The sequence below is a fragment of the Trinickia sp. Z7 genome, assembly GCF_056498045.1.
The window spans coordinates 61,988-81,448 of sequence record NZ_JAUEQW010000003.1 but is presented as its reverse complement, the minus strand read 5'-3'; the positions used below and the strand labels follow the sequence as shown (position 1 = coordinate 81,448).

The following is a 19,461-nucleotide window of genomic DNA, read 5'->3' as shown; positions in this document are numbered from 1 at the left end:
TCGTTAGGCTTTCTTTTCCACCGACCGGCGCGATCGTCAAGAAATCAAGAAAGCTTCTTCTTGAGCAACTCGTTGACCTGCTGAGGATTCGCTTTGCCCTTGGTCGCTTTCATCGCTTGGCCAATCAATGCATTGAAAGCCTTTTCCTTGCCGGCCCGGAACTCCTCGACCGACTTTTGGTTCGCCGCCAAAACTTCGTCGATGATCGCTTCCAGCGCGCCCGTATCGGAAATCTGCTTGAGGCCCTTCGCTTCGATGATGCGATCGGCCGCGTTTTCGTCGGTTGCTTTCTCGTCCCAGATCGCGAGGAAGATCTCCTTGGCGATCTTGTTCGAGATCGTACCGTCGGCGATCCGCTGCAAAACGAGTGCCAGTTGGGCGGCCGAAACCGGGCAGGCATCCATTTCGAGACCATCGCGATTGAGCTGCGACGAGACCTCGCCCATCAGCCAGTTGGCGGCGGCCTTCGCCTGCGCCGGTCCCGTCTTCGCCACCACGGCCTCGAAGTAGCCGGCCATGGCCTTGCTCGAGGTCAGCACCGTGGCGTCGTAAGCGGTGAGGCCATATTGCTCGACGAAGCGTTGCTGCATCGATGCCGGCAATTCCGGCATCTCTGCCTTCACGCGCTCGACCCACGCGGCGTCGATGACTAGCGGCATCAGATCGGGATCGGGGAAGTAGCGATAGTCGTGCGCGTCTTCCTTGCTGCGCATCGAACGCGTCTCGCGGCGATCGGGGTCGTACAGGCGCGTCTCCTGCACGACCGTGCCGCCGTCCTCGATCAGATCGATTTGGCGGCGCACTTCGTAGTGGATCGCCTCTTCGAGAAAACGGAAGGAGTTCAAGTTCTTGATCTCCGCGCGCGTGCCGAACGCCTTTTGCCCGACAGGCCGCACGGACACGTTCGCATCGCAGCGGAACGAGCCTTCCTGCATGTTGCCATCGCAGATGCCGAGCCAGACCACGAGGGCATGCAGCGACTTCGCATAAGCCACGGCTTCGGCGGCGCTGCGCATGTCGGGCTCGGTGACGATTTCGAGCAGCGGCGTACCCGCGCGATTCAGATCGATGCCGGTCATGCCGGCGAAATCTTCGTGCAGCGACTTGCCCGCATCCTCTTCGAGATGCGCGCGCGTCAATTGGATCGTTTTCTCGTACGCCGCCGTGCCGGCTTTGTCGTTGGCCGGAACTGCGATCGTGATCGTGCCGCCTTGCACCACGGGGATCTCGTACTGGCTGATCTGGTAGCCCTTGGGCAGGTCGGGGTAGAAATAATTCTTACGCGCGAAGATGCTGCGCGGCGCGATGGTCGCGCCAATAGCGAGCCCGAAACGAATCGCGCGCTCGACGGCGCCCCGGTTCATCACGGGCAAAACCCCCGGCAATGCCAGGTCGATCGGGCACGCCTGGGTGTTGGGCTGCGCGCCGAAGCGCGTCGACGCGCCCGAGAAAATTTTGGAAACGGTGGACAGTTGCGCGTGCGTCTCGAGTCCGATGACGACTTCCCATTGCATGTTCATGCCCCCCGAGCAGCCGCTTGCGGCGTTTGGCGATGCCATTGCGTCGCGCGCTGGAACGCATCGGCGACCTGCAGCATGCGCGCTTCGTTGAAATAGTTGCCGATGATCTGCAGGCCGACCGGCCGCTTCGCATTGCCGCCGGCGCCGAAACCGCACGGCACGCTCATGCCGGGCAAGCCCGCCAAGCTCACCGACAGCGTGTAAATATCGGCCAGGTACATCTGGACCGGATCGTCGCCCTTGGCGCCGATGTCCCAGGCGACCGATGGCGCGACAGGGCCCATGATGAAATCGCAAGCTTTGAAGGCTTCCTGAAAGTCCTGCGCGATGATGCGGCGGATCTTTTGCGCCTGCAGATAGTAGGCGTCGTAATAGCCGTGCGAGAGCACATAGGTGCCGACGAGGATGCGGCGCTTGACCTCGGGGCCGAACCCTTGCGCCCGCGATTTTTTATACATGTCGAGTAGATCGCGGTACTCGCTCGCGCGATGGCCGTAGCGCACGCCGTCGAAGCGCGACAGGTTCGACGACGCCTCGGCCGGCGCAATCACGTAGTAGACGGGGATCGAGAGCTCCGTCTGCGGCAGCGAGACGGGCACGAGCGTCGCGCCGAGCGCCTCGTATTGCTTGAGCGCCGCATCGACGGCCGCGCGCACGTCCTCGCTCAGCCCCGCGCCGAAATATTCGGCGGGCAAGCCGATGCGCAGGCCCGTAAGCGGTTTGCCGGCCGGCGCGTCGGGGGCAAGCGGCTGTCCCAAGTAGCGCGTGTAGTCTTCGTCGGCGCGCTGCAAGCTCGTCGAATCGCGCTCGTCGAAGCCCGCCATGGCGTTGAGCAAGAGCGCGCAATCGGCTGCGCTCGCCGCCATCGGCCCGCCCTGATCGAGCGAGGACGCAAACGCGATCATCCCGTACCGCGAGACGCGCCCGTAGGTGGGCTTGATGCCCGTCACACCGGAGAACGAAGCGGGCTGACGGATCGAGCCGCCCGTGTCGGTCGCCGTCGCGGCGGGCGCGAGGCGTGCGGCCACCGCGGCCGCCGAGCCGCCCGAGGAGCCGCCCGGCACCGCTTGCGGGTCCCACGGATTGCGCACGGCGCCGAACGCCGAGTTCTCGTTGGACGAGCCCATCGCGAACTCGTCCATATTGGTCTTGCCGAGCGTGACCATGCCGGCGCGCGCCAACCGCTCGACCACGGTCGCGTCGAACGGGCTCTCATAGTTGGCGAGCATTTTAGAGCCCGCCGTCGAATGCCAGCCGCGCGTGACGAAGACGTCCTTGTGGGCGACGGGCACGCCCGTGAGCGGCCCGGCCTCGCCACGCGCAAGCCGCGCGTCGGCCTCGCGCGCCTGCTCGAGCGTGCGCTCGGGCTCGACTTCGATGAAGGCATTCAGATCGTGCGCCGCTTCGATCCGCTTCAAATACAACTGCGCGAGTTCGACGGCCGAAATCGCTTTGCCGGCGAGCGCACTCGCGAGCTCGCTCAAACTTTTCTCGTACATGTCGTTAACTTTTCCGTAAGTCATGCGGCCGAAGACGGTTACTCGATCACCTTGGGGACCAAATACAGCCCGTCTTGCGTGGCGGGCGCGCAGCGTTGGTTGGCTTCGCGCTCGACGGTTTCCGTGACGGCGTCTTCGCGCAGCCGCAACGCGACGTCCTCGATCTGCTCGATCGGGTGCGCGAGCGGCGCGATGCCGGAGGTGTCGACGGCCTGCATCCGTTCGACGAGTCCGAAAAACTCGTTGAGCTGAGCGAGGGTGTGCTCGCGGTCGGCATCGGCCAATTCGAGCCGCGCGAGATGGGCGATGCGGGTCACATCGGTCAGGGTCAAAGCCATGCGTCTCACCGGGATCTCAGAGCGCAGCGCAACGCGGAAAAAACTGTGTTGCGCCACGGGGTTAGGGCATCGGACCGCGCCCTCGGACATGGGGCTGGAACGGCAAAAAGGACCGCCCGTTTACTACAAATAGGTCGAAATTATAAGGTATCATTACGCGTTCGAACCAAACCCGGACCGGCCCGTAGCGGCCACTAGGCGCCTTGACGCTAAGCCGCCGCCTCCCGTGCCGCGGCCTCCGGTCGAATTCTTTGCAGCTTCGCGCTCGCGTGGCGGCGCTCGAACGGCAGCCGCTCAGAACCCGAAGCTTTTATTTTTTTCCGCCGCCGCGCGGCGCCTTGACGGCGAAGCGAGGCCTCTCCCGCGAGACAGGATTTCATGTTCGGCTTTTTGCGCAGCTACTTCTCCAACGACCTGGCCATCGATCTCGGCACCGCCAACACGCTGATCTACATGCGCGGCAAAGGCATCGTGCTCGACGAACCGTCGGTCGTGTCGATTCGTCAAGAAGGCGGCCCCAACGGCAAGAAAACCATTCAGGCAGTCGGCCGCGAGGCCAAGCAAATGCTCGGCAAGGTGCCCGGCAACATCGAAGCGATTCGCCCGATGAAAGACGGCGTCATTGCCGATTTCACCGTCACCGAGCAGATGATCAAGCAGTTCATCAAGACGGCCCACGAATCGCGCATGTTCTCGCCCTCGCCGCGCATCATCATCTGCGTGCCCTGCGGCTCGACGCAAGTGGAGCGCCGGGCGATCAAGGAAGCGGCGCACGGCGCCGGCGCCTCGCAGGTCTATCTGATCGAGGAGCCCATGGCGGCCGCGATCGGCGCGGGCCTGCCGGTATCCGAAGCCACGGGCTCGATGGTCGTCGATATCGGCGGCGGCACGACCGAAGTCGGCGTGATCTCGCTCGGCGGCATCGTCTATAAGGGCTCGGTGCGCGTCGGGGGCGACAAGTTCGACGAAGCGATCGTCAATTACATCCGCCGCAACTACGGCATGTTGATCGGCGAGCAAACGGCCGAAGCCATCAAGAAGGAAATCGGCTCGGCGTTCCCGGGCTCGGAAGTCAAGGAAATGGAAGTGAAAGGGCGCAATCTGTCGGAAGGCATTCCGCGCAGCTTCACGATCTCGAGCAACGAAATTCTCGAAGCGCTCACCGATCCGCTCAACCAGATCGTCTCCTCGGTCAAGATCGCACTCGAACAAACGCCGCCCGAACTGGGCGCCGACATCGCCGAACGCGGCATGATGCTCACGGGCGGCGGCGCGCTTTTGCGCGATCTGGACCGCTTGCTCGCCGAGGAAACCGGCCTGCCCGTGCTCGTCGCCGAGGATCCGCTCACCTGCGTCGTGCGCGGCTCCGGCATGGCGCTCGAGCGCATGGACAAGCTCGGCAGCATTTTCTCATACGAGTGACGTTGCACGTGAAAGCGGCGCCGCGCTCGTTCGCCCCCGATCGAGCGCCGGTGCGCACCTTGCCGACACCCGCAAACGTTCACGCTCTCGGCGTCGACCATGGAATACAGTCCGCCGCCTCTGTTTAAGCAAGGCCCGTCCGCGCTTGCGCGGCTCATCTTCTTCGTCGTTCTCGCACTCGTGCTGCTCGTCTCCGACGCACGCTTCAAGACGCTCGAAATCGTGCGCGCCGTGCTCGACGCAGGTCTTTACCCGTTGCAGCGGGCGGCGCTGTTGCCGCGCGATCTCGCTCTTGGCGCCGCCCAGTTCGCGGTCACGAACAATACGTTGCGCAGCGAGAATCGGACGCTCGCCGCCAAGAACCTCGAGCTCTCGTTGAAGGCGAACCAAGCCGCTACGCTGGGCGCCGAGAACGCGCATCTGCGCGCGCTGCTCGATCTGTCGCGCAACGCTTCCACGCAGTCCCTTCCCGCCGAAGTGCAATACGGCATGCGCGATCCCTTCACGCAGAAAGTCGTGATCGGCCGCGGTTCGCAGCAAGGCGTGCAGAACGGCTCGCCTGTCGTCAGCGAGGACGGCATGGTCGGTCAGGTCACGCGCGTGTTTCCGATGCAATCCGAAGTCACGCTGCTGACGGACAAGGACGAGGCCGTGCCCGTCGAAGTCGTGCGCACGGGATTGCGCAGCATCGTCTACGGGACGCCCACCGGCGACACGCTCGAGCTGCGCTTCGTGCCGATCAGCGCCGATGTCGTCGCGGGCGACGAACTCGTGACGAGCGGCCTCGACGGCGTCTATCCGCAGGGGTTGCCGGTCGCCAAGGTCGTACGCGTCGACAAGCAAGCCGACACGGCGTTCGCGCGCGTGGTCTGCGCCCCGGTGGCCGCCGTGCGCGGGGCGCGCGACGTGCTCGTGCTTCACTATCGCAACGACGCACCGCCCCGCCCGGAAGAACCGGCCGCGCCGCCGAAGGACGCCAAGGCCAAGAAGGCCGGGAAGACGCCCGACAAGAGCGAGAAGGCATCGGAAGCGGCGGGCGACAAAGCAGGTGACAAAGCGGGCAAGAGCGCTGGGGAAACCAAGCCGGACGAGAAGAAACCGGCCGGCAACGCCACCGGTAAAACGGCCGAGCGGCGAGCCGAGAAGCCTGCGGCCGAAGCGAAAGCCCCCCGCGCGCCGGCTGCGCGCGCCGCATCGGGAGCCGCGCGATGAATCGTCCGCAGTACATCTTGCTGCCGGTGAATCCGTACTTCATCGCATTTAGCCTCGCCGCGGCGTTCTTGCTGAACCTGATGCCGTGGGGCCGGCTGATCGGCATTCCCGATTTCGTCGCACTCGTGCTGCTCTTTTGGAACGTTCATCAGCCGCGCAAAGTGGGGATGGGCATCGCATTTTTCCTCGGGTTGCTGATGGACGTACACGATGCGAGCCTGCTCGGCGAGCACGCGCTCGCCTACACGCTGCTCTCGTACGGCGCCATCACCATCCATCGGCGCGTCCTGTGGATGCCGCGCGGCCTGCAAGTTTTCGCGGTCGCGCCGCTGCTCGTCGTCGCGCAACTCGTGCCGTTCGTCACGCGCTTGCTGACGGGCGCGCCGTTCCCAGGCTGGGGCCAGCTCGTGCACGGTTTCGTCGAAGCCGCGCTATGGCCGCTCGCCTGCTCGCTGCTTCTCATGCCGCAGCGTCGCCCGGCCGATCCGGACGACACGCGGCCTATCTGAGCGGGCCGTCCGCCGACGCATGACCGAATTCAAAAACACCCAGCAGCAGCTCATGAGGTTTCGTTTCCGCGTAGCGGCGGCGGGGCTGTTCGTGCTCGTCTGCTTTGGGCTGCTCGTGCTGCGCTTTCTGTTCCTGCAGGTGTGGCACTACAGCAAGTATTCGCTGCAAGCGGACGAAAACCGCATTTCGGTCGCTCCGATCGTGCCCAATCGCGGCATCATCACCGATCGCAACGGCGTCGTGCTCGCTCGCAACTATTCGGCCTATACGCTCGAAATTACGCCGTCCAAGCTCGATGACACGCTCGACCATGTCATCGATAAGCTCTCCACCGTCATCACGATCGATGCGCGCGATCGGCGCCGCTTCAAGAAGCTGCTCGAAGATTCGAAGAACTTCGAGAGCCTCCCGATCCGCACACGCTTGACCGACGAAGAAGTCGCCCGCTTCACGGCGCAGCGCTTCCGTTTTCCCGGCGTGGATGTGCGTGCGCGGCTGTTTCGCCAATATCCGCTCGGCACCACGGCGGCGCACGTAATCGGCTACATCGGGCGCATTTCGCAGCGCGATCAAGAAAAAATCGACGCGGCCAGCGAGCAGAACGACAGCGATCCGGACCATTACGACCCGCGGCTCGATGCGAACAACTACAAGGGCACCGACTACATCGGCAAGATCGGCGTCGAGCAAAGCTACGAGGCAGAGCTTCATGGGCTGACGGGATTCGAGGAAGTCGAGGTGACGGCGGGCGGGCGGCCCGTGCGCACGCTCTCGCGCACGCAGGCGACGCCCGGGAACAATCTCGTTCTATCGCTCGATATCGGCCTACAAGAGGTGGCGGAGCAAGCGTTCGCAGGCCATCGCGGCGCGCTGGTGGCAATCGAGCCGGCGACGGGCGATGTCCTCGCCTTCGTCTCCGCGCCAAGTTTCGACCCCAATGCGTTCGTCGACGGCATCGATCAGCAGACATGGGACGAGCTGAACAATTCGCCCGATCACCCGCTGCTCAATCGGCCCTTGCACAGCGCTTACCCGCCCGGCTCGACCTACAAGCCCTTCATGGCGCTCGCCGCGCTCACGCTGCATAAACGCACGCCGGAGTGGGGCTTCCACGATCCGGGCTTTTACACGTTCGGCGGGCACACGTTCCGCAACGACGTGCCGCAAGGCCAGGGGTGGATCGATATGAACCGCGCGATCATGGTGTCGAACGATACCTACTTTTATATGCTCGCGCACGATCTGGGCGTCAATGCGATCGCCAATTTCATGAAGCCGTGGGGCTTCGGGCAGATCACCGGCATCGACATCGCCGGCGAGGTGCGCGGCATTCTGCCTTCGACCGAATGGAAGAAGAAGAACTACCGCAAGCCCGAGCAGCAACGTTGGTACGAAGGCGAGACGATCAGCCTCGGCATCGGCCAAGGGTACAACTCGTTCACGATGCTGCAGCTTGCGCACGCGACGGCGACGCTCGCCAACGATGGCGTCGTCATGCGGCCCCATCTCGTCAAGGAAATCGAGAACCCGATCTCGCGCGAGATGCGGCTGACGGTGCCCCATGAAAGCGACCGTATCGGCGTGAGCCAAGCCGATATCGACGTCGTCAAGCGCGGCATGGTGGACGTGACGAGCAATCCGTCCGGCACCGCCTACCAAGTGTTTCGCAACGCACCGTATACGGTGGCGGGCAAGACCGGCACGGCACAGGTCTTTTCGCTGCAGGGCGGGAAGTATCACGGCGGCGCGCTGGCCGAGCATCTGCGCGACCATTCGCTGTTCATCGCCTTTGCGCCGGCGGATCACCCGGTCATCGCCGTCGCCACGATCGTCGAAAACGGCGGCTGGGGCGCGAGCGTGGCCGGCCCGATCGTACGCCGCGTGCTCGACTATTACCTGCTTCAACGCGGCAAGCCCGGCGTGCTGCAAGCCGCCGTCTCGGCGGCCGCATCGGCCACGCAAGGCATCGCCGGCCCGGTCATCGGCGCATCGGACGCCGCGGACGGCTCCGCGCCAAGCATCAAAGTCGCCGCCGGATTCAAAGCCCTGCCGCCCCCCGTGCTGCCGGCCTCGGCGCCTCAAGGGGCCTCGGCGCCGCTGATCGCTTCCGACGTCGTCGCCGCCGAGCGCGCCGCGGCAGGTCTCGGCGCTTCGGCCGGTTCGGTTGGTTCAGCCGCTTCGGCCGCAAGCGCCGTCGTCCCGCGAAGCGCCGGCGACACCGCGGCGAGCGCCGCAGCTTCGCGCTCGAAGGCGTCGGCGCCGCCCGCCTCGGCCGCCGAAGCGATTCGCCGGCTGCATCGAGCCGCCTCGTCGAGCGCCGCAGCGAGCAGCGCGGTGAGCTCGCCGCGCGAGCAGCGCGCGGGGGCGAGCGCGGCTGCGCCGGGCAGTTCCAGTTCCGGCCCCAACGATTAACGGAGAAAGGCATGCCCATCGACAAGCGCGCCTGGCTCGAACGCATCAAGAAGATGTTCATCGGGTTCGATCGTCCCCTCGCACTGACGGTTTTTCTGCTGCTGTGCGTCGGTATCGTCACGCTCTACAGCGCGAGCATCGACGTGCCCGGGCGGGTGGAGGACCAGTTGCGCAACATCGTGCTCACGTTCGTGCTGATGTGGGCGCTCGCCACGGTCCCGCAGACCACGCTCATGCGTTTCGCCGTGCCGCTGTATACGTTCGGTGTGGCGTTGCTCGTGGCCGTCGCCTTGTTCGGCATCACGAAGAAAGGCGCGAAGCGTTGGATCAACGTCGGCGTCGTGATTCAGCCGTCGGAAATTTTGAAGATCGCCACGCCGCTGATGCTGGCTTGGTACTACCAGCGCCGCGAGAGCTCGATACGCTGGTACGACTTCGTGGCCGGCTTCGCCATCTTATTGGTGCCGGTGGGACTCATCGCGAAGCAGCCCGATCTCGGCACGGCCGTGCTCGTGTTCGCGGCGGGCCTGTTCGTCATTTACTTCGCGGGGCTTTCATTCAAGCTGATCGTGCCGGTGCTGATCGCCGCCATCATCGGCATCGGGTCGGTGGCGGCGTTCCAAGACAAGATCTGCCAGCCGCAAGTTCAGTGGCCGCTGATGCATGACTACCAGAAACACCGCATCTGCACCCTGCTCGATCCGACATCCGATCCGCTCGGCAAGGGCTTTCATACGATTCAGGCGGTGATCGCGATCGGCTCGGGCGGGCCGCTCGGCAAGGGCTGGCTCAAGGGCACGCAGGCGCACCTCGATTTCATTCCCGAAAAGCACACGGACTTCATCTTCGCGGTGTTCTCGGAAGAATTCGGGCTCGTCGGCGAACTCGTCCTGCTTACCCTCTATGTGGCTTTGATCGCGCGCGGCCTGTTCATCGCGGCCAACGGCGCGACGTTGTTCGGCCGGCTGCTCGCGGGCTCGCTCACCATGGCCTTTTTCACCTACGCGTTCGTCAATGTCGGCATGGTGAGCGGGATCTTGCCTGTCGTCGGCGTGCCGCTGCCCTTTATGAGCTACGGCGGCACGGCGCTGACGACGCTCGGCATCGCGGTCGGCCTCATCATGAGCGTCGGCCGGCAAAAGCGCTTGATGAAGAGCTAGGGCGTGCGCCGGTAGCCGAAGGCCCGTTCGCGCCAATCTCAGGCTCGCGAGCGCGCCGTCACTTCGCTTGCTGCTGTTTGTTCTGATCCCTCAACTCCCGGCTCAGCTCCTGAAACTTGAGCTTCGCAGCCGGATCGCCCTGAGCGGCGGCGGCCGCGTAATAGGCGCGCGCCACGTTCAGGTTGCGCTTGACGCCGTCGCCGCCGCGCTCGTAGAACGAACCGGCCACGTACTGCGCGGTCATGTCGCCGCCCTCGGCCGCCTTTTCATACCAGAAGAACGCCTGCGCATTGTTGCGGGGCGTGCCGCGACCGTCGAGGAATTGATTGGCCAGGGCGAGCTCGGCCTGCACGTGGCCTTGCTGCGCCGCCTTCAAGAACCATCGATGCGCTTCGGCCGGATCGCGCGCGACGAACTCGCCGTCGTCGTACATCCGTCCATAGACATACTGAGCATGCGACATGTTCGCGTCGGCGGCTTTGCGCAGCCATTTGCGGCCCTCTTCGACATTGGCCGCCGCGCCCTCGCCGTTGAGCAGCATCATCGCGTAATTGAATTGCGCCAGCCGATCGCCCCGCTCGGCCGCCGCGCGGAATTCCTCGAGCGCTGCCGGCAAGTTGCCGGCGTTGTAGTCGGCCACGGCTGTCTGCGTTTGCTCGCCGCCGTTTGCGGGCGGGTGCGATCGAGATTGCGCCGCACTTTGCGCGGCTGCGCCGCACGCGATGGTCCAAGCCGCCGCGCCGCATACCAGTAGCGGCAGCGTGCGCGCCATGATCGTTCGTTGTTTCACGACCTCACCTCCTGCAACGCCGAGCGCGTCGCGCGAACGAGCCACATGATGTCCGCGGCGAGCGCGATGACACGAAAGCCGGCTTCGCGATACTGCCGCGCGAGCGCGACGTCCAACGCAAAAATTCCTGCCGGGATGCCGGCACGGCCAGCGGCCTCGACAATGCGCGCGATGGCGGCCTGCACTTGCGGATGCTTCGAGTCGCCCAAATGCCCGAGGCTCGCCGCCAGATCGGCTGGGCCAACGAACAAGCAATCGACGCCGGGCGTCGCGGCGATGGCGTCGACCTGCTCCAACGCGCGCGCCGATTCGATTTGCACGATCGTGGCGATCTGCGTATTGGCGCTTTGCACGTAATCGCGGCGCGCACCGAATGCGGCGGCGCGCACGGCACCCGCGACGCCGCGCAGCCCGTCCGGGGCGACCGTATCCGGATAACGCGTAAGACGCACCGCATGCGCCGCTTGCTCCGCCGATTCGATGTTCGGGAACATCAGCGTACGCGCGCCCGCATCGAGCACGCGCTTGACGAGCCAGCCTTCGCTTGCGGGCACGCGCACGATGGGCTCGGTGGGCAAATGCGCCGCGGCGATTGCCCGCAATTGCGCCGTTACGTCAGCCGAATCGTTCGGCGCATGCTCCATGTCGATACACAGCCAATCGAAGCCGGCATGTGCGAGCGCCTCGGCCGCATCCGCGCTGGCAAGCGAGAGCCACAGCCCATACAGCGGCTGGCCGTCGTCTTCTTTCAAACGCTGTTTCAGGGGATTGGTGAACGCGCTCATGGGTGTGCTCCATGCCTACGCCTAGCAGGCAAAGAACGGCGCGAACTTGCGGATGCGGCGCCCGGCATGTCTCGCTCCTTGGGGACGGCTATCGGCCGGACGCGTCGCTGCGCATCGAGCCGGCTCTGCCTCGATCATACCCCGAGAATAAGCGGCCTCAACGCGGTGCTGCACGAGGGTTCGGCTGAGATAGGGAACGGCTTCGCGCCCGAGGGGCGAGGCGCCCCCTCGAAGGCCGCCCGGCCCGGCGCCAGCCCGCTGCGACCTCGAGCATCAATCATCGGCAGGGCGCACGACGTCGGCCCAGCAGTTCGGCGTCTCGTAGAGACGGACCTGATGCAGCCGCAAATCGACGCCGTAATGGGCGTCGTACACCTGCGCCAGCGTTTCGAACGCGATGGCGGCCAGGTTTTCGACGGTCGGCACGCGGTCGATCACGACGGTCTTGTGATCCGGCATCGATTGCAGGAATTCGCGCACGCGCGTATCGCCCTCGAACACGATGAACGCATGATCCCAGCGGCTCACGACATGCTCCATGGCGAGCGATTTCACGTCGGCGAAATCCATCACCATGCCGCGATCCGGGGCGCCTTCCGTTTCCACCACCTCGCCGCGCAGCGTGATTTCGAGCACGTAGCGATGGCCGTGCAAGTTGCGGCACTGGCTGCGGTGGTCGGGGATGCGGTGGCCCGCATCGAATTCGAGTTTTCGGGTAATCGTCAGCACGGCGAATCAGGGAATATTCAGATACTTGTGGGTCTGCATCGACAGGCGCCAGCGCGGATGGCGCTTGCACCAGTCTATCGCCAGGCGCGTATTCATCTCGCGCGATGGGCCGTCCATCGGCTGCACGAGAAAGTAGTCGAAGTCGAGTTCGGCATATTCGGCGAGCCGTTGATTATCCTGCGGCACGACGACCTTGAGCTCGTTGCCCTTCGTGACGACGAGCGGAGCGTCGGCCTTGGGGCTCACGCAGATCCAATCGATCGATTCGAGCACGGGCAGCGAACCGTTGGTCTCGATCGCCACCTCGAAGCCGGCGGCATGCAGCGCCGCCACGAGCGGCTCGTCCATTTGCAGCATCGGCTCGCCGCCCGTGCAAACCACGAAACGATGCGCCTCGCCATCGGGCCAGAGCGAAGCGATGCGCTCGACGAGCGCGGCGGCGTCTCGATACTTGCCGCCGTTCTCGCCATCGGTGCCGACGAAATCGGTATCGCAAAAGCGGCAGATCGCGCTCTCGCGGTCTTCTTCTCGGCCCGACCACAGGTTGCAGCCGGCGAACCGGCAAAACACGGCGGGGCGGCCCGCATTCGCGCCTTCTCCCTGCAATGTGTAGAAAATCTCTTTGACCGCGTACGTCATGCTGCGCTCGATTCGTCCAACTTCATTGGTCTACGGCCGCCCGGCAGGGGACCCCGCCGTGTGGCGCCGTTACGCCGGCTGCGTGACTTTTTCGCCGGCGAGAAATGCCTCGTAACCGCGCTTGCGCAAACGGCAGGCCGGGCATTCGCCGCAACCGAAGCCCCAGTCGTGCAACTCGGCGCGTTCGCCAACGTAGCACGTGTGCGTCTCGACGCGTATGAGTTCGACCAGGGCGTCGCCGCCCAGCTCGTGCGCGAGCCGCCAAGTATCCGCTTTGTCGAGCCACATGAGCGGTGTCTCGACGACAAAGCGGCTATCCATTCCCAAATTGAGCGCGACTTGCAGCGCCTTCATCGTATCGTCGCGGCAATCGGGGTAGCCCGAGAAATCGGTCTCGCACATTCCGCCGACGAGCGCCGCGAGCCCGCGCCGATAACCGATCGCAGCGGCGATCGTCATGAACATCAGATTGCGGCCGGGCACGAATGTGTTCGGCAAGCCGTTTGCGTTGGCCTCGATCTGGATTTCGCGCGTCATCGCGGTTTCGCTGATCGAACCCAGCACGGACAGATCGATCATGTGATCGTCGCCGAGACGCTCGGCCCACGCCGGAAACTTGCGCACGATCGCCTGACGTACACCCTCGCGGCATTCGAGTTCGACACGATGGCGCTGACCATAGTCGAAGCCCAGCGTCTCGACCGTCTCGTAACGCTCGAGCGCCCAAGCCAGGCACGTGGTCGAATCCTGACCGCCCGAAAATAGCACGAGCGCGCCACGCTTAGCGTCTGTCCGAATCACCGTGATAACTCCATCGACGTGATCAAAAAGGGAAGGCACGTTGCGCGTGCCCGTTGCGGCGCGGAGCCCCGCCAGGACAGCCGCACGGTGCTTGCAGTATATGCCTCGCCCTTTCGAGCCGGGCTGCGCGGCACTTATACCGGGCAGCAGCAAGCGCCCTTCTCTATCGCCGCCTCACTACGTGCGGATACGCGGATTCGGTGCGACGCCATGAGAAAAACCCCAAGAACCTTACGATTCTTGGGGTTGGATACTGCTGGTGGCCTGGGGCGGAATCGAACCACCGACACGCGGATTTTCAATCCGCTGCTCTACCAACTGAGCTACCGGGCCACGAAGAAGCGAGAGTATAGCAAGGGGCTTGCGGCTGTTCAAGTGCTTTTTGAGCGCCACGTAGCCGGCGCATCGTTCAGCGCCGCCGCTACGTTCGCACGCTCGCCGGCCCGGCGCGGCGCCGGGCCCTCACTCGCCCTTGTTCTTGCTCAAATCGACGCCAAGCTGCTTGAGTTTGCGGTAAAGGTGCGTGCGCTCGAGACCTGTCTTTTCCGCCACCCGCGTCATGCTGCCGTTCTCGCGCGCCAGATGGTATTCGAAGTAAGCACGCTCGAACGCATCGCGCGCATCGCGCAGCGGGATGTCGAATGAAATGGAGGCGGCTTGCGGCGCGGCGGGGCTAGCCGCAACGGCGTCGGGCGCGAGCATCGGCAACGCGACGGCCGCTGCCACGGCGGTCGAATTCGCGGGCGCCGCCGCCTTGGCCGTCGCCGCGCCGATGGCGGGCGCCGCACTGCCGCGCGCGAGCCCCTGCTCGACCGCCTTCAACAGCTTTTGCAGCGCGATCGGTTTCTCGAGGAAGTTCAACGCCCCGATTTTCGTCGCCTCGACGGCCGTGTCGATCGTGGCGTGCCCCGACATCATGATGACGGGCATCGTCAATTGCCCTTGCGCGCCCCACTCTTTGAGCAGTGTCACACCATCGGTGTCGGGCATCCAAATATCGAGCAGTACGAGATCGGGCGCCTGGCGCAGGCGAAAGTCGCGCGCTTGTTGCGCGTTCTCCGCCACCTCCACGGCATGCCCCTCGTCGCTGAGGATCTCCGAGAGCAATTCCCGAATACCCATTTCGTCGTCTACCACCAGGATGGTCGCCATTTATGCTGCCCTTGTCTGCGCTATTGCTTTTGTTGCACCCGGCCCTGCGCCGCCGTGAGAGGCCGCTCCCCCGGCGGGCGCCGCATCGTCTGCCAATTGCAGGAACAAAATCGAAATCTGCGCACCTTCGATTGCTTCGCCTGCTTTCACTCGATTCCGAATATCGATTCGTGCGCCGTGTTCATCGACGATCTTCTTGACCATAGCGAGCCCAAGCCCCGTTCCTCTGGCTTTCGTCGTCACGTAAGGTTCGAACGCTCGCGTGAGGATGCGGGCGGGAAAGCCCGGGCCGTTGTCGGATACGGTCAGGCGAACCGCGAGGCGCACTTTGCCCTGCGCATCGGGGTCGCCATATTCTACTGTCTTGGTTTCGATGACGACACGTGGACTTGCGACATCGGCCACCGCATCCTGCGCGTTTTGCAGCAGGTTGTGTATGACTTGGCGCAATTGTGTCGCATCGCCACGAATCACCGGCAATGCCGAGAGCTCCGCCGTGATCGCGCTCTTGCGCTCATCGACGCCGTACAAGGTCAACACTTCCGCCACGAGATCGTTCAATTGCAGATTCGCGAGCACGGCCGGCGGCGTGCGTGCGTAATCGCGGAAGTTGTCGACCATTTGCTTCATCGCCGACACCTGATTGACGATCGTCGTCGCGCCGCGCTTCAACACCTCTGCATCGTGCGGCGAGAGCTTGTCCGCCAGCTTCATCTGCAGCCGCTCGGCCGACAGTTGTATCGGTGTGAGCGGATTCTTGATCTCGTGCGCCAAGCGCCGCGCCACCTCGCCCCAAGCCGCAGAGCGCTGCGCCGAAATGACGTCCGAAATATCGTCGAACACGATGACGTAGCCCGCCGTCCCCGCTTCGTCCCCGTTCTCGCCCGGGGTGGCCGCCAACAGGCGCGAGCCGCGCACGAGCAAGGTGAGCGGCTCCGTTTCGCCGGACACCGACACCGCGACCTGCTGCTGCCAATGGCCGCCATCTTCGACGACGCCCTCGCTGGCCGCCTCGCGATCGGCGAATGCCTTGCGCACCATCGCCGCGAACTCGGCCAGCACGCCGATGTTCTCGAGCGACGCGCCCAGCATCGATTGGAACGGTTGCCGGAAAATGCGCTCGGCGCCGCGATTGGCCGTCGTCAAGCGGAATTGGCGGTCGAGCACGAACACACCGGCCGTGAGGTTCGCGAGGATGCTCTCGAGATACGCCTTCGAATGCTCCAGCGCAATGCGATTGCGCTCGACCGCCGCGCGCGCCTCGGACAACTGGCGCGTCATCGCGTTGAACGACTGCGTCAAGAAGCCCAGTTCGTCGCGCGACTTGATCTCTCGCTTAGGGGTGTAGTCGCCCTCGGCCACTTCCTTCGTGCCCTTGGCCAACAAGAACAGCGGACGCGCCAATTGGTTGCCCAGCGCGAGCGCGAGCATCATCGCGATGAACGTCGCCAAAAAGAGCGCGAGCGTCAGCGTGCCGATGTACATCTTGCGCAAGCCGGTGCGGCCGAGCGCCTTCTCTTGATACTCGCGATAGGCGCGCTGGACGGCATCGGCATTGCGCGCGAGCGTCGGCGAAACCGGCTGCGTCAGTTGCAGAAAGCGCTCCGCGGGCTGTAAGAGCGCCGTATTCGAATCGGGCACGCGCACCACCACCCGCAAGCGCAGCGTGCCTTTCGCGCCCTTTGCGTGCGGATCACCGTCCACTTCGCCCTCGATGCCCGCGTACCCACGGCCGCGCGCTTGCTCGAGCATGCTCTGCGTCGGCAAATCGTCGGGCAGCAGCGAAGCGATGTTGCTCGAGGCTTGCGCCACCACGTGCAAATCGGGCGACGCACCGGAGACGCTGCGCACCGATTCGACCAGTATGGCCTCCTGGATGCCGAACTGATCGCGCATGCGCAACAACGTCAGCGTCGTGTTCGTCGGCGCCGTGCCGCCCAGTTGTTCGGCCATCACGTGCGCCTTCGTCTGCAAATCGGACAACGAGGCGTCGAGCATGCCGCGGCCGAGATTCAAGCCCGAGGTCAGCGCGGTTTCGACGTTCACGTCGAACCACGACTCGATGCTGCGCGACACGAACTGATAGGACACTACATAGATGATGCCGCCGGGCAGCACGCCCACCAGCGCGAAGAAAATCGCTAGCTTGGCGAGCAGCCGCGTACCGAATTTGCCCTTGCGCAGGCGCGCGAGAATCATCGCGACGAGCGCGAGCACGATCAGCAGAAAGACGAGCGCCACGGCGATGTTCGCCGCATAGAGCCACGAGTAGTACCGATCGAAAAACTCGGTATTGGCGCTAGCCGCCGCAAGCAGCACGAGCAGCAGCAGCGCCGTGACGGCGACCGTCGAGACGATCACGCGCACCACGATGCTGCTGAAATCCGCTTTTCGACGCATGCTATTTAGCACGTTCGGCCACCGTGAAGGTAAAGCGCTTCCAATCGGAAACGAGCGTCCAGTCGCGATTGTTGACCGCATCGACCTGGAACGGCTTGGGCATCAACGCCGTGTCGAGCTGCATTCGCACCGACGCCGTATACGTTTCGCCTTGCTGGACCTGGTTGCGATCGATCACGTGCCACGAGGTGACGTGCTTGATGACGGCCAAGGCGTCGGCCAGCGACGAAAAGCCCTGTTGCAGGCCGCCGCTCGATACGCGATATTCGCGCGTGAGCGGCTGAAACGATAGCCGCAGGGTTTGCGTGACCGAGACGGGCTGCTCGTCGAACCAATACCAGCGAGGCCGTGTGAGGTCGAATTCGGTCGTGAAATAGAGCGGCACGCCCTTGTTGACGGCGTCTTCGAGGCTGCCGTTCAACTCGAAGTCGAAACGCGCGTCGAGGCTCCAGCCGTTGCCGTCGGCCTGCAACGACGCGCGCTGCACGGCCACCGTGTCGGCACGCGCCGAGCCCGCCGCGACGAGGCAAACGGTCAGCCCGATCCAGAGCAAGGCCATGAGCCGAAGCGGAAAAAAGCGAGTGCTGATCGTCACCGTTTCTGAAAGCGCGCGTAGAAAAAACCGTCGTGGTCGATGTCGGCCCCGGTGCGCTCGAACTCAGCGGCGCGCTCTCCGGTCGGTAAGGGAGCCGAGAACTCGGCTGCAGCGCCCCGGCAGGTAGGCAGCAGTTGCCCGGGCGCGTCCAATCGTACCGCATCTTCATGCGCGCGTTCAAACCAGCGCGCCTGTTCCTCGCCTTCCTCGGGAAAGATCGAGCACGTCACGTAAAGCAATTCGCCGCCCGGCGCAAGCAAAGGCCAGAGCGCATCGAGGATGCGCCGCTGCTCGGCCACGAGCGCCGGAACATCGCCGGCGCGCCGCAGCCATCGCACGTCGGGATGGCGGCGGACGATGCCCGACGCCGAGCACGGCACGTCGGCCAGAATGCGGTCGAACGCTCGCCCGTCGTGCCATTGCGACGGGGCGCCCGCGTCCCCGACGCGCACCTGCACTTTCGCTTTCGACTCAGGCTGCGGCAAAGCCAGCCGCGACAGATTCTCGTCGATGCGCTTCGCGCGCGCAGCATCCGCTTCGAGCGCCACTAGCTCGACGTCGGCCAGTTCCAGCAGGTGGCCCGTCTTGCCGCCGGGCGCCGCGCACGCATCGAGCACGCGCATGCCGTCGCGCACGCCGAGCCATTGAGCGGCCAGCTGCGCGCCCGCATCTTGCACCGATACGATACCCTGCGCGAAACCGGGGATGCGATCGACGGGAACCGGCACGGCTAGTCTGACGGCGCTAGGCCCCACCGCCGCGGCCGCGATCCCCTGCTCCTCGAGCGTGCGGAGATATTCAGGCACCGTCGCGCGCCGCGCGTTGACGCGCAGCGTCAGCGGCCCCGGCGCATTGCCGGCGGCCAGCACGTGCTGCCAAGCATCGGGCCACGCACGTCGCACCGATTCGACCCACCACACCGGGTAATTCCACGCAGCCACAGGGTCCAGCGCGGCTTTCGCGAGCCAGCTTTCCCGCTCGCGCAGAAAACCTCGCAGCACCGCATTGACGAGACCCTTGGCAAATGCGCACTCGCGTCGCGAAGCGATGGCCGTGACGGCTTGATCAACGACCGTATAGGCCGCATATGCCGCGGCTTGGCCTTCGTCGACGAGCAGGGAGAATGCGCACGCCATGACGTTGCCGATATGCGCGGGCGGCGCCTTACGCACGAGTTGACCGATGAGCCAGTCGGCCGTCCCGAGACGCCGTAGCGCCCGATAAGCGATGTCTTGGATCGCGCCGTGCGCGAGCGCCGCGCTCTGCGGAGGCATCGCGGCCCGCACGGCGGCGAGCGCGGCCGGCAACGCCGTGCCGCCGCGAACGGCGCCCACGGCAAGCGCGGCGCCGTCGAGCGCGAAGCTGAGCGAATCGGGCGCAAGATGCAGCGTCGACAAACGCGCGGCGCCGGATTTCGGCGGGGAGCGCCGGGAAGAGGCGGATCGAGTCATTGGGAAGGCGGATCTTCGCGCGACGCGAGATGAACGGCCGCGTGAC

17 protein-coding genes and 1 tRNA gene are annotated in these 19,461 nt (G+C 64.8%); 5 read left to right on the top strand and 13 right to left on the bottom strand.

Going from position 1 to position 19,461, the window contains the following annotated elements:
• Positions 1-44: 44 nt before the first annotated feature.
• From gatB to gatC, 3 genes are read right to left on the bottom strand one after another with little or no spacing between them, the layout of a single operon-like run.
• Positions 45-1,520, bottom strand: a complete 1,476-nt coding sequence (gatB, locus tag QQS38_RS06850; RefSeq protein WP_479644986.1) for an Asp-tRNA(Asn)/Glu-tRNA(Gln) amidotransferase subunit GatB — start codon at positions 1,518-1,520, stop codon at positions 45-47.
• Positions 1,517-3,019, bottom strand: a complete 1,503-nt coding sequence (gene gatA, locus QQS38_RS06845) for an Asp-tRNA(Asn)/Glu-tRNA(Gln) amidotransferase subunit GatA (protein ID WP_479644623.1) — start codon at positions 3,017-3,019, stop codon at positions 1,517-1,519. Before gatA ends, gatB begins: the two co-directional genes overlap by 4 nt.
• Before the next feature lie 38 nt (positions 3,020-3,057).
• On the bottom strand, positions 3,058-3,357 hold the full coding sequence (gene gatC, locus QQS38_RS06840) for an Asp-tRNA(Asn)/Glu-tRNA(Gln) amidotransferase subunit GatC (RefSeq protein WP_479644622.1): 300 nt from the start codon (positions 3,355-3,357) through the stop codon (positions 3,058-3,060).
• Positions 3,358-3,735: 378 nt separating this feature from the next.
• On the opposite strand from gatC, the gene QQS38_RS06835 reads away from it, so the two are divergent.
• The 5 genes from QQS38_RS06835 to rodA all read left to right on the top strand — a co-directional run bounded on the left by QQS38_RS06835 (position 3,736) and on the right by rodA (position 10,073).
• Positions 3,736-4,779, top strand: a complete 1,044-nt coding sequence (locus QQS38_RS06835; RefSeq protein WP_017772379.1) for a rod shape-determining protein — start codon at positions 3,736-3,738, stop codon at positions 4,777-4,779.
• 99 nt (positions 4,780-4,878) lie between these two features.
• Positions 4,879-5,991: a rod shape-determining protein MreC gene (mreC, locus tag QQS38_RS06830; protein ID WP_479644621.1), complete on the top strand. Its 1,113-nt coding sequence runs from the start codon at positions 4,879-4,881 to the stop codon at positions 5,989-5,991.
• Entirely contained in the window at positions 5,988-6,500 is a 513-nt protein-coding gene (gene mreD, locus QQS38_RS06825) for a rod shape-determining protein MreD (RefSeq protein ID WP_277427625.1), read from the top strand. The genes mreC and mreD overlap by 4 nt, the downstream gene beginning before the upstream one ends.
• A 19-nt stretch (positions 6,501-6,519) precedes the next feature.
• Complete coding sequence (gene mrdA, locus QQS38_RS06820; protein WP_479644620.1) at positions 6,520-8,913, top strand: penicillin-binding protein 2; 2,394 nt, start codon at positions 6,520-6,522, stop codon at positions 8,911-8,913.
• An 11-nt stretch (positions 8,914-8,924) separates the two neighbouring features.
• A complete protein-coding gene (gene rodA, locus QQS38_RS06815) occupies positions 8,925-10,073 on the top strand; it encodes a rod shape-determining protein RodA (protein ID WP_479644619.1) in 1,149 nt (382 codons plus the stop codon).
• Positions 10,074-10,131: 58 nt separating this feature from the next.
• On the opposite strand, the gene QQS38_RS06810 is transcribed toward rodA, so the two are convergent.
• The 10 genes from QQS38_RS06810 to rsmB all read right to left on the bottom strand — a co-directional run bounded on the left by QQS38_RS06810 (position 10,132) and on the right by rsmB (position 19,415).
• On the bottom strand, positions 10,132-10,845 hold the full coding sequence (locus QQS38_RS06810; protein ID WP_479644985.1) for a tetratricopeptide repeat protein: 714 nt from the start codon (positions 10,843-10,845) through the stop codon (positions 10,132-10,134).
• A 14-nt stretch (positions 10,846-10,859) separates the two neighbouring features.
• Positions 10,860-11,648, bottom strand: coding sequence for an HpcH/HpaI aldolase family protein (locus tag QQS38_RS06805; RefSeq protein ID WP_479644618.1), 789 nt, complete (start codon positions 11,646-11,648; stop codon positions 10,860-10,862).
• 273 nt (positions 11,649-11,921) lie between these two features.
• Positions 11,922-12,374 carry a 6-carboxytetrahydropterin synthase QueD gene (gene queD / locus QQS38_RS06800; protein ID WP_479644984.1) on the bottom strand — a complete coding sequence of 151 codons (453 nt, stop codon included), beginning with the start codon at positions 12,372-12,374 and terminating at the stop codon, positions 11,922-11,924.
• A 9-nt stretch (positions 12,375-12,383) separates the two neighbouring features.
• A complete protein-coding gene (gene queE, locus QQS38_RS06795) occupies positions 12,384-13,016 on the bottom strand; it encodes a 7-carboxy-7-deazaguanine synthase (protein WP_479644617.1) in 633 nt (210 codons plus the stop codon).
• 69 nt (positions 13,017-13,085) lie between these two features.
• Complete coding sequence (gene queC, locus QQS38_RS06790) at positions 13,086-13,817, bottom strand: 7-cyano-7-deazaguanine synthase QueC (protein WP_479644616.1); 732 nt, start codon at positions 13,815-13,817, stop codon at positions 13,086-13,088.
• Positions 13,818-14,074: 257 nt separating this feature from the next.
• Positions 14,075-14,150, bottom strand: a tRNA-Phe gene (locus QQS38_RS06785).
• Positions 14,151-14,279: 129 nt separating this feature from the next.
• Positions 14,280-14,969: a response regulator transcription factor EsaR gene (gene esaR / locus QQS38_RS06780; protein WP_479644615.1), complete on the bottom strand. Its 690-nt coding sequence runs from the start codon at positions 14,967-14,969 to the stop codon at positions 14,280-14,282.
• Complete coding sequence (locus tag QQS38_RS06775) at positions 14,970-17,369, bottom strand: sensor histidine kinase (protein WP_479644614.1); 2,400 nt, start codon at positions 17,367-17,369, stop codon at positions 14,970-14,972. It lies immediately after the preceding gene.
• A gap of 1 nt (position 17,370) precedes the next feature.
• Positions 17,371-17,964, bottom strand: a complete 594-nt coding sequence (locus QQS38_RS06770; RefSeq protein ID WP_479644613.1) for a DUF4390 domain-containing protein — start codon at positions 17,962-17,964, stop codon at positions 17,371-17,373.
• The gene (gene rsmB, locus QQS38_RS06765) at positions 17,961-19,415 is read right to left on the bottom strand and encodes a 16S rRNA (cytosine(967)-C(5))-methyltransferase RsmB (RefSeq protein WP_479644612.1); all 1,455 of its coding nucleotides are present in this window, start codon (positions 19,413-19,415) and stop codon (positions 17,961-17,963) included. Before rsmB ends, QQS38_RS06770 begins: the two co-directional genes overlap by 4 nt.
• Positions 19,416-19,461 lie beyond the last annotated feature (46 nt).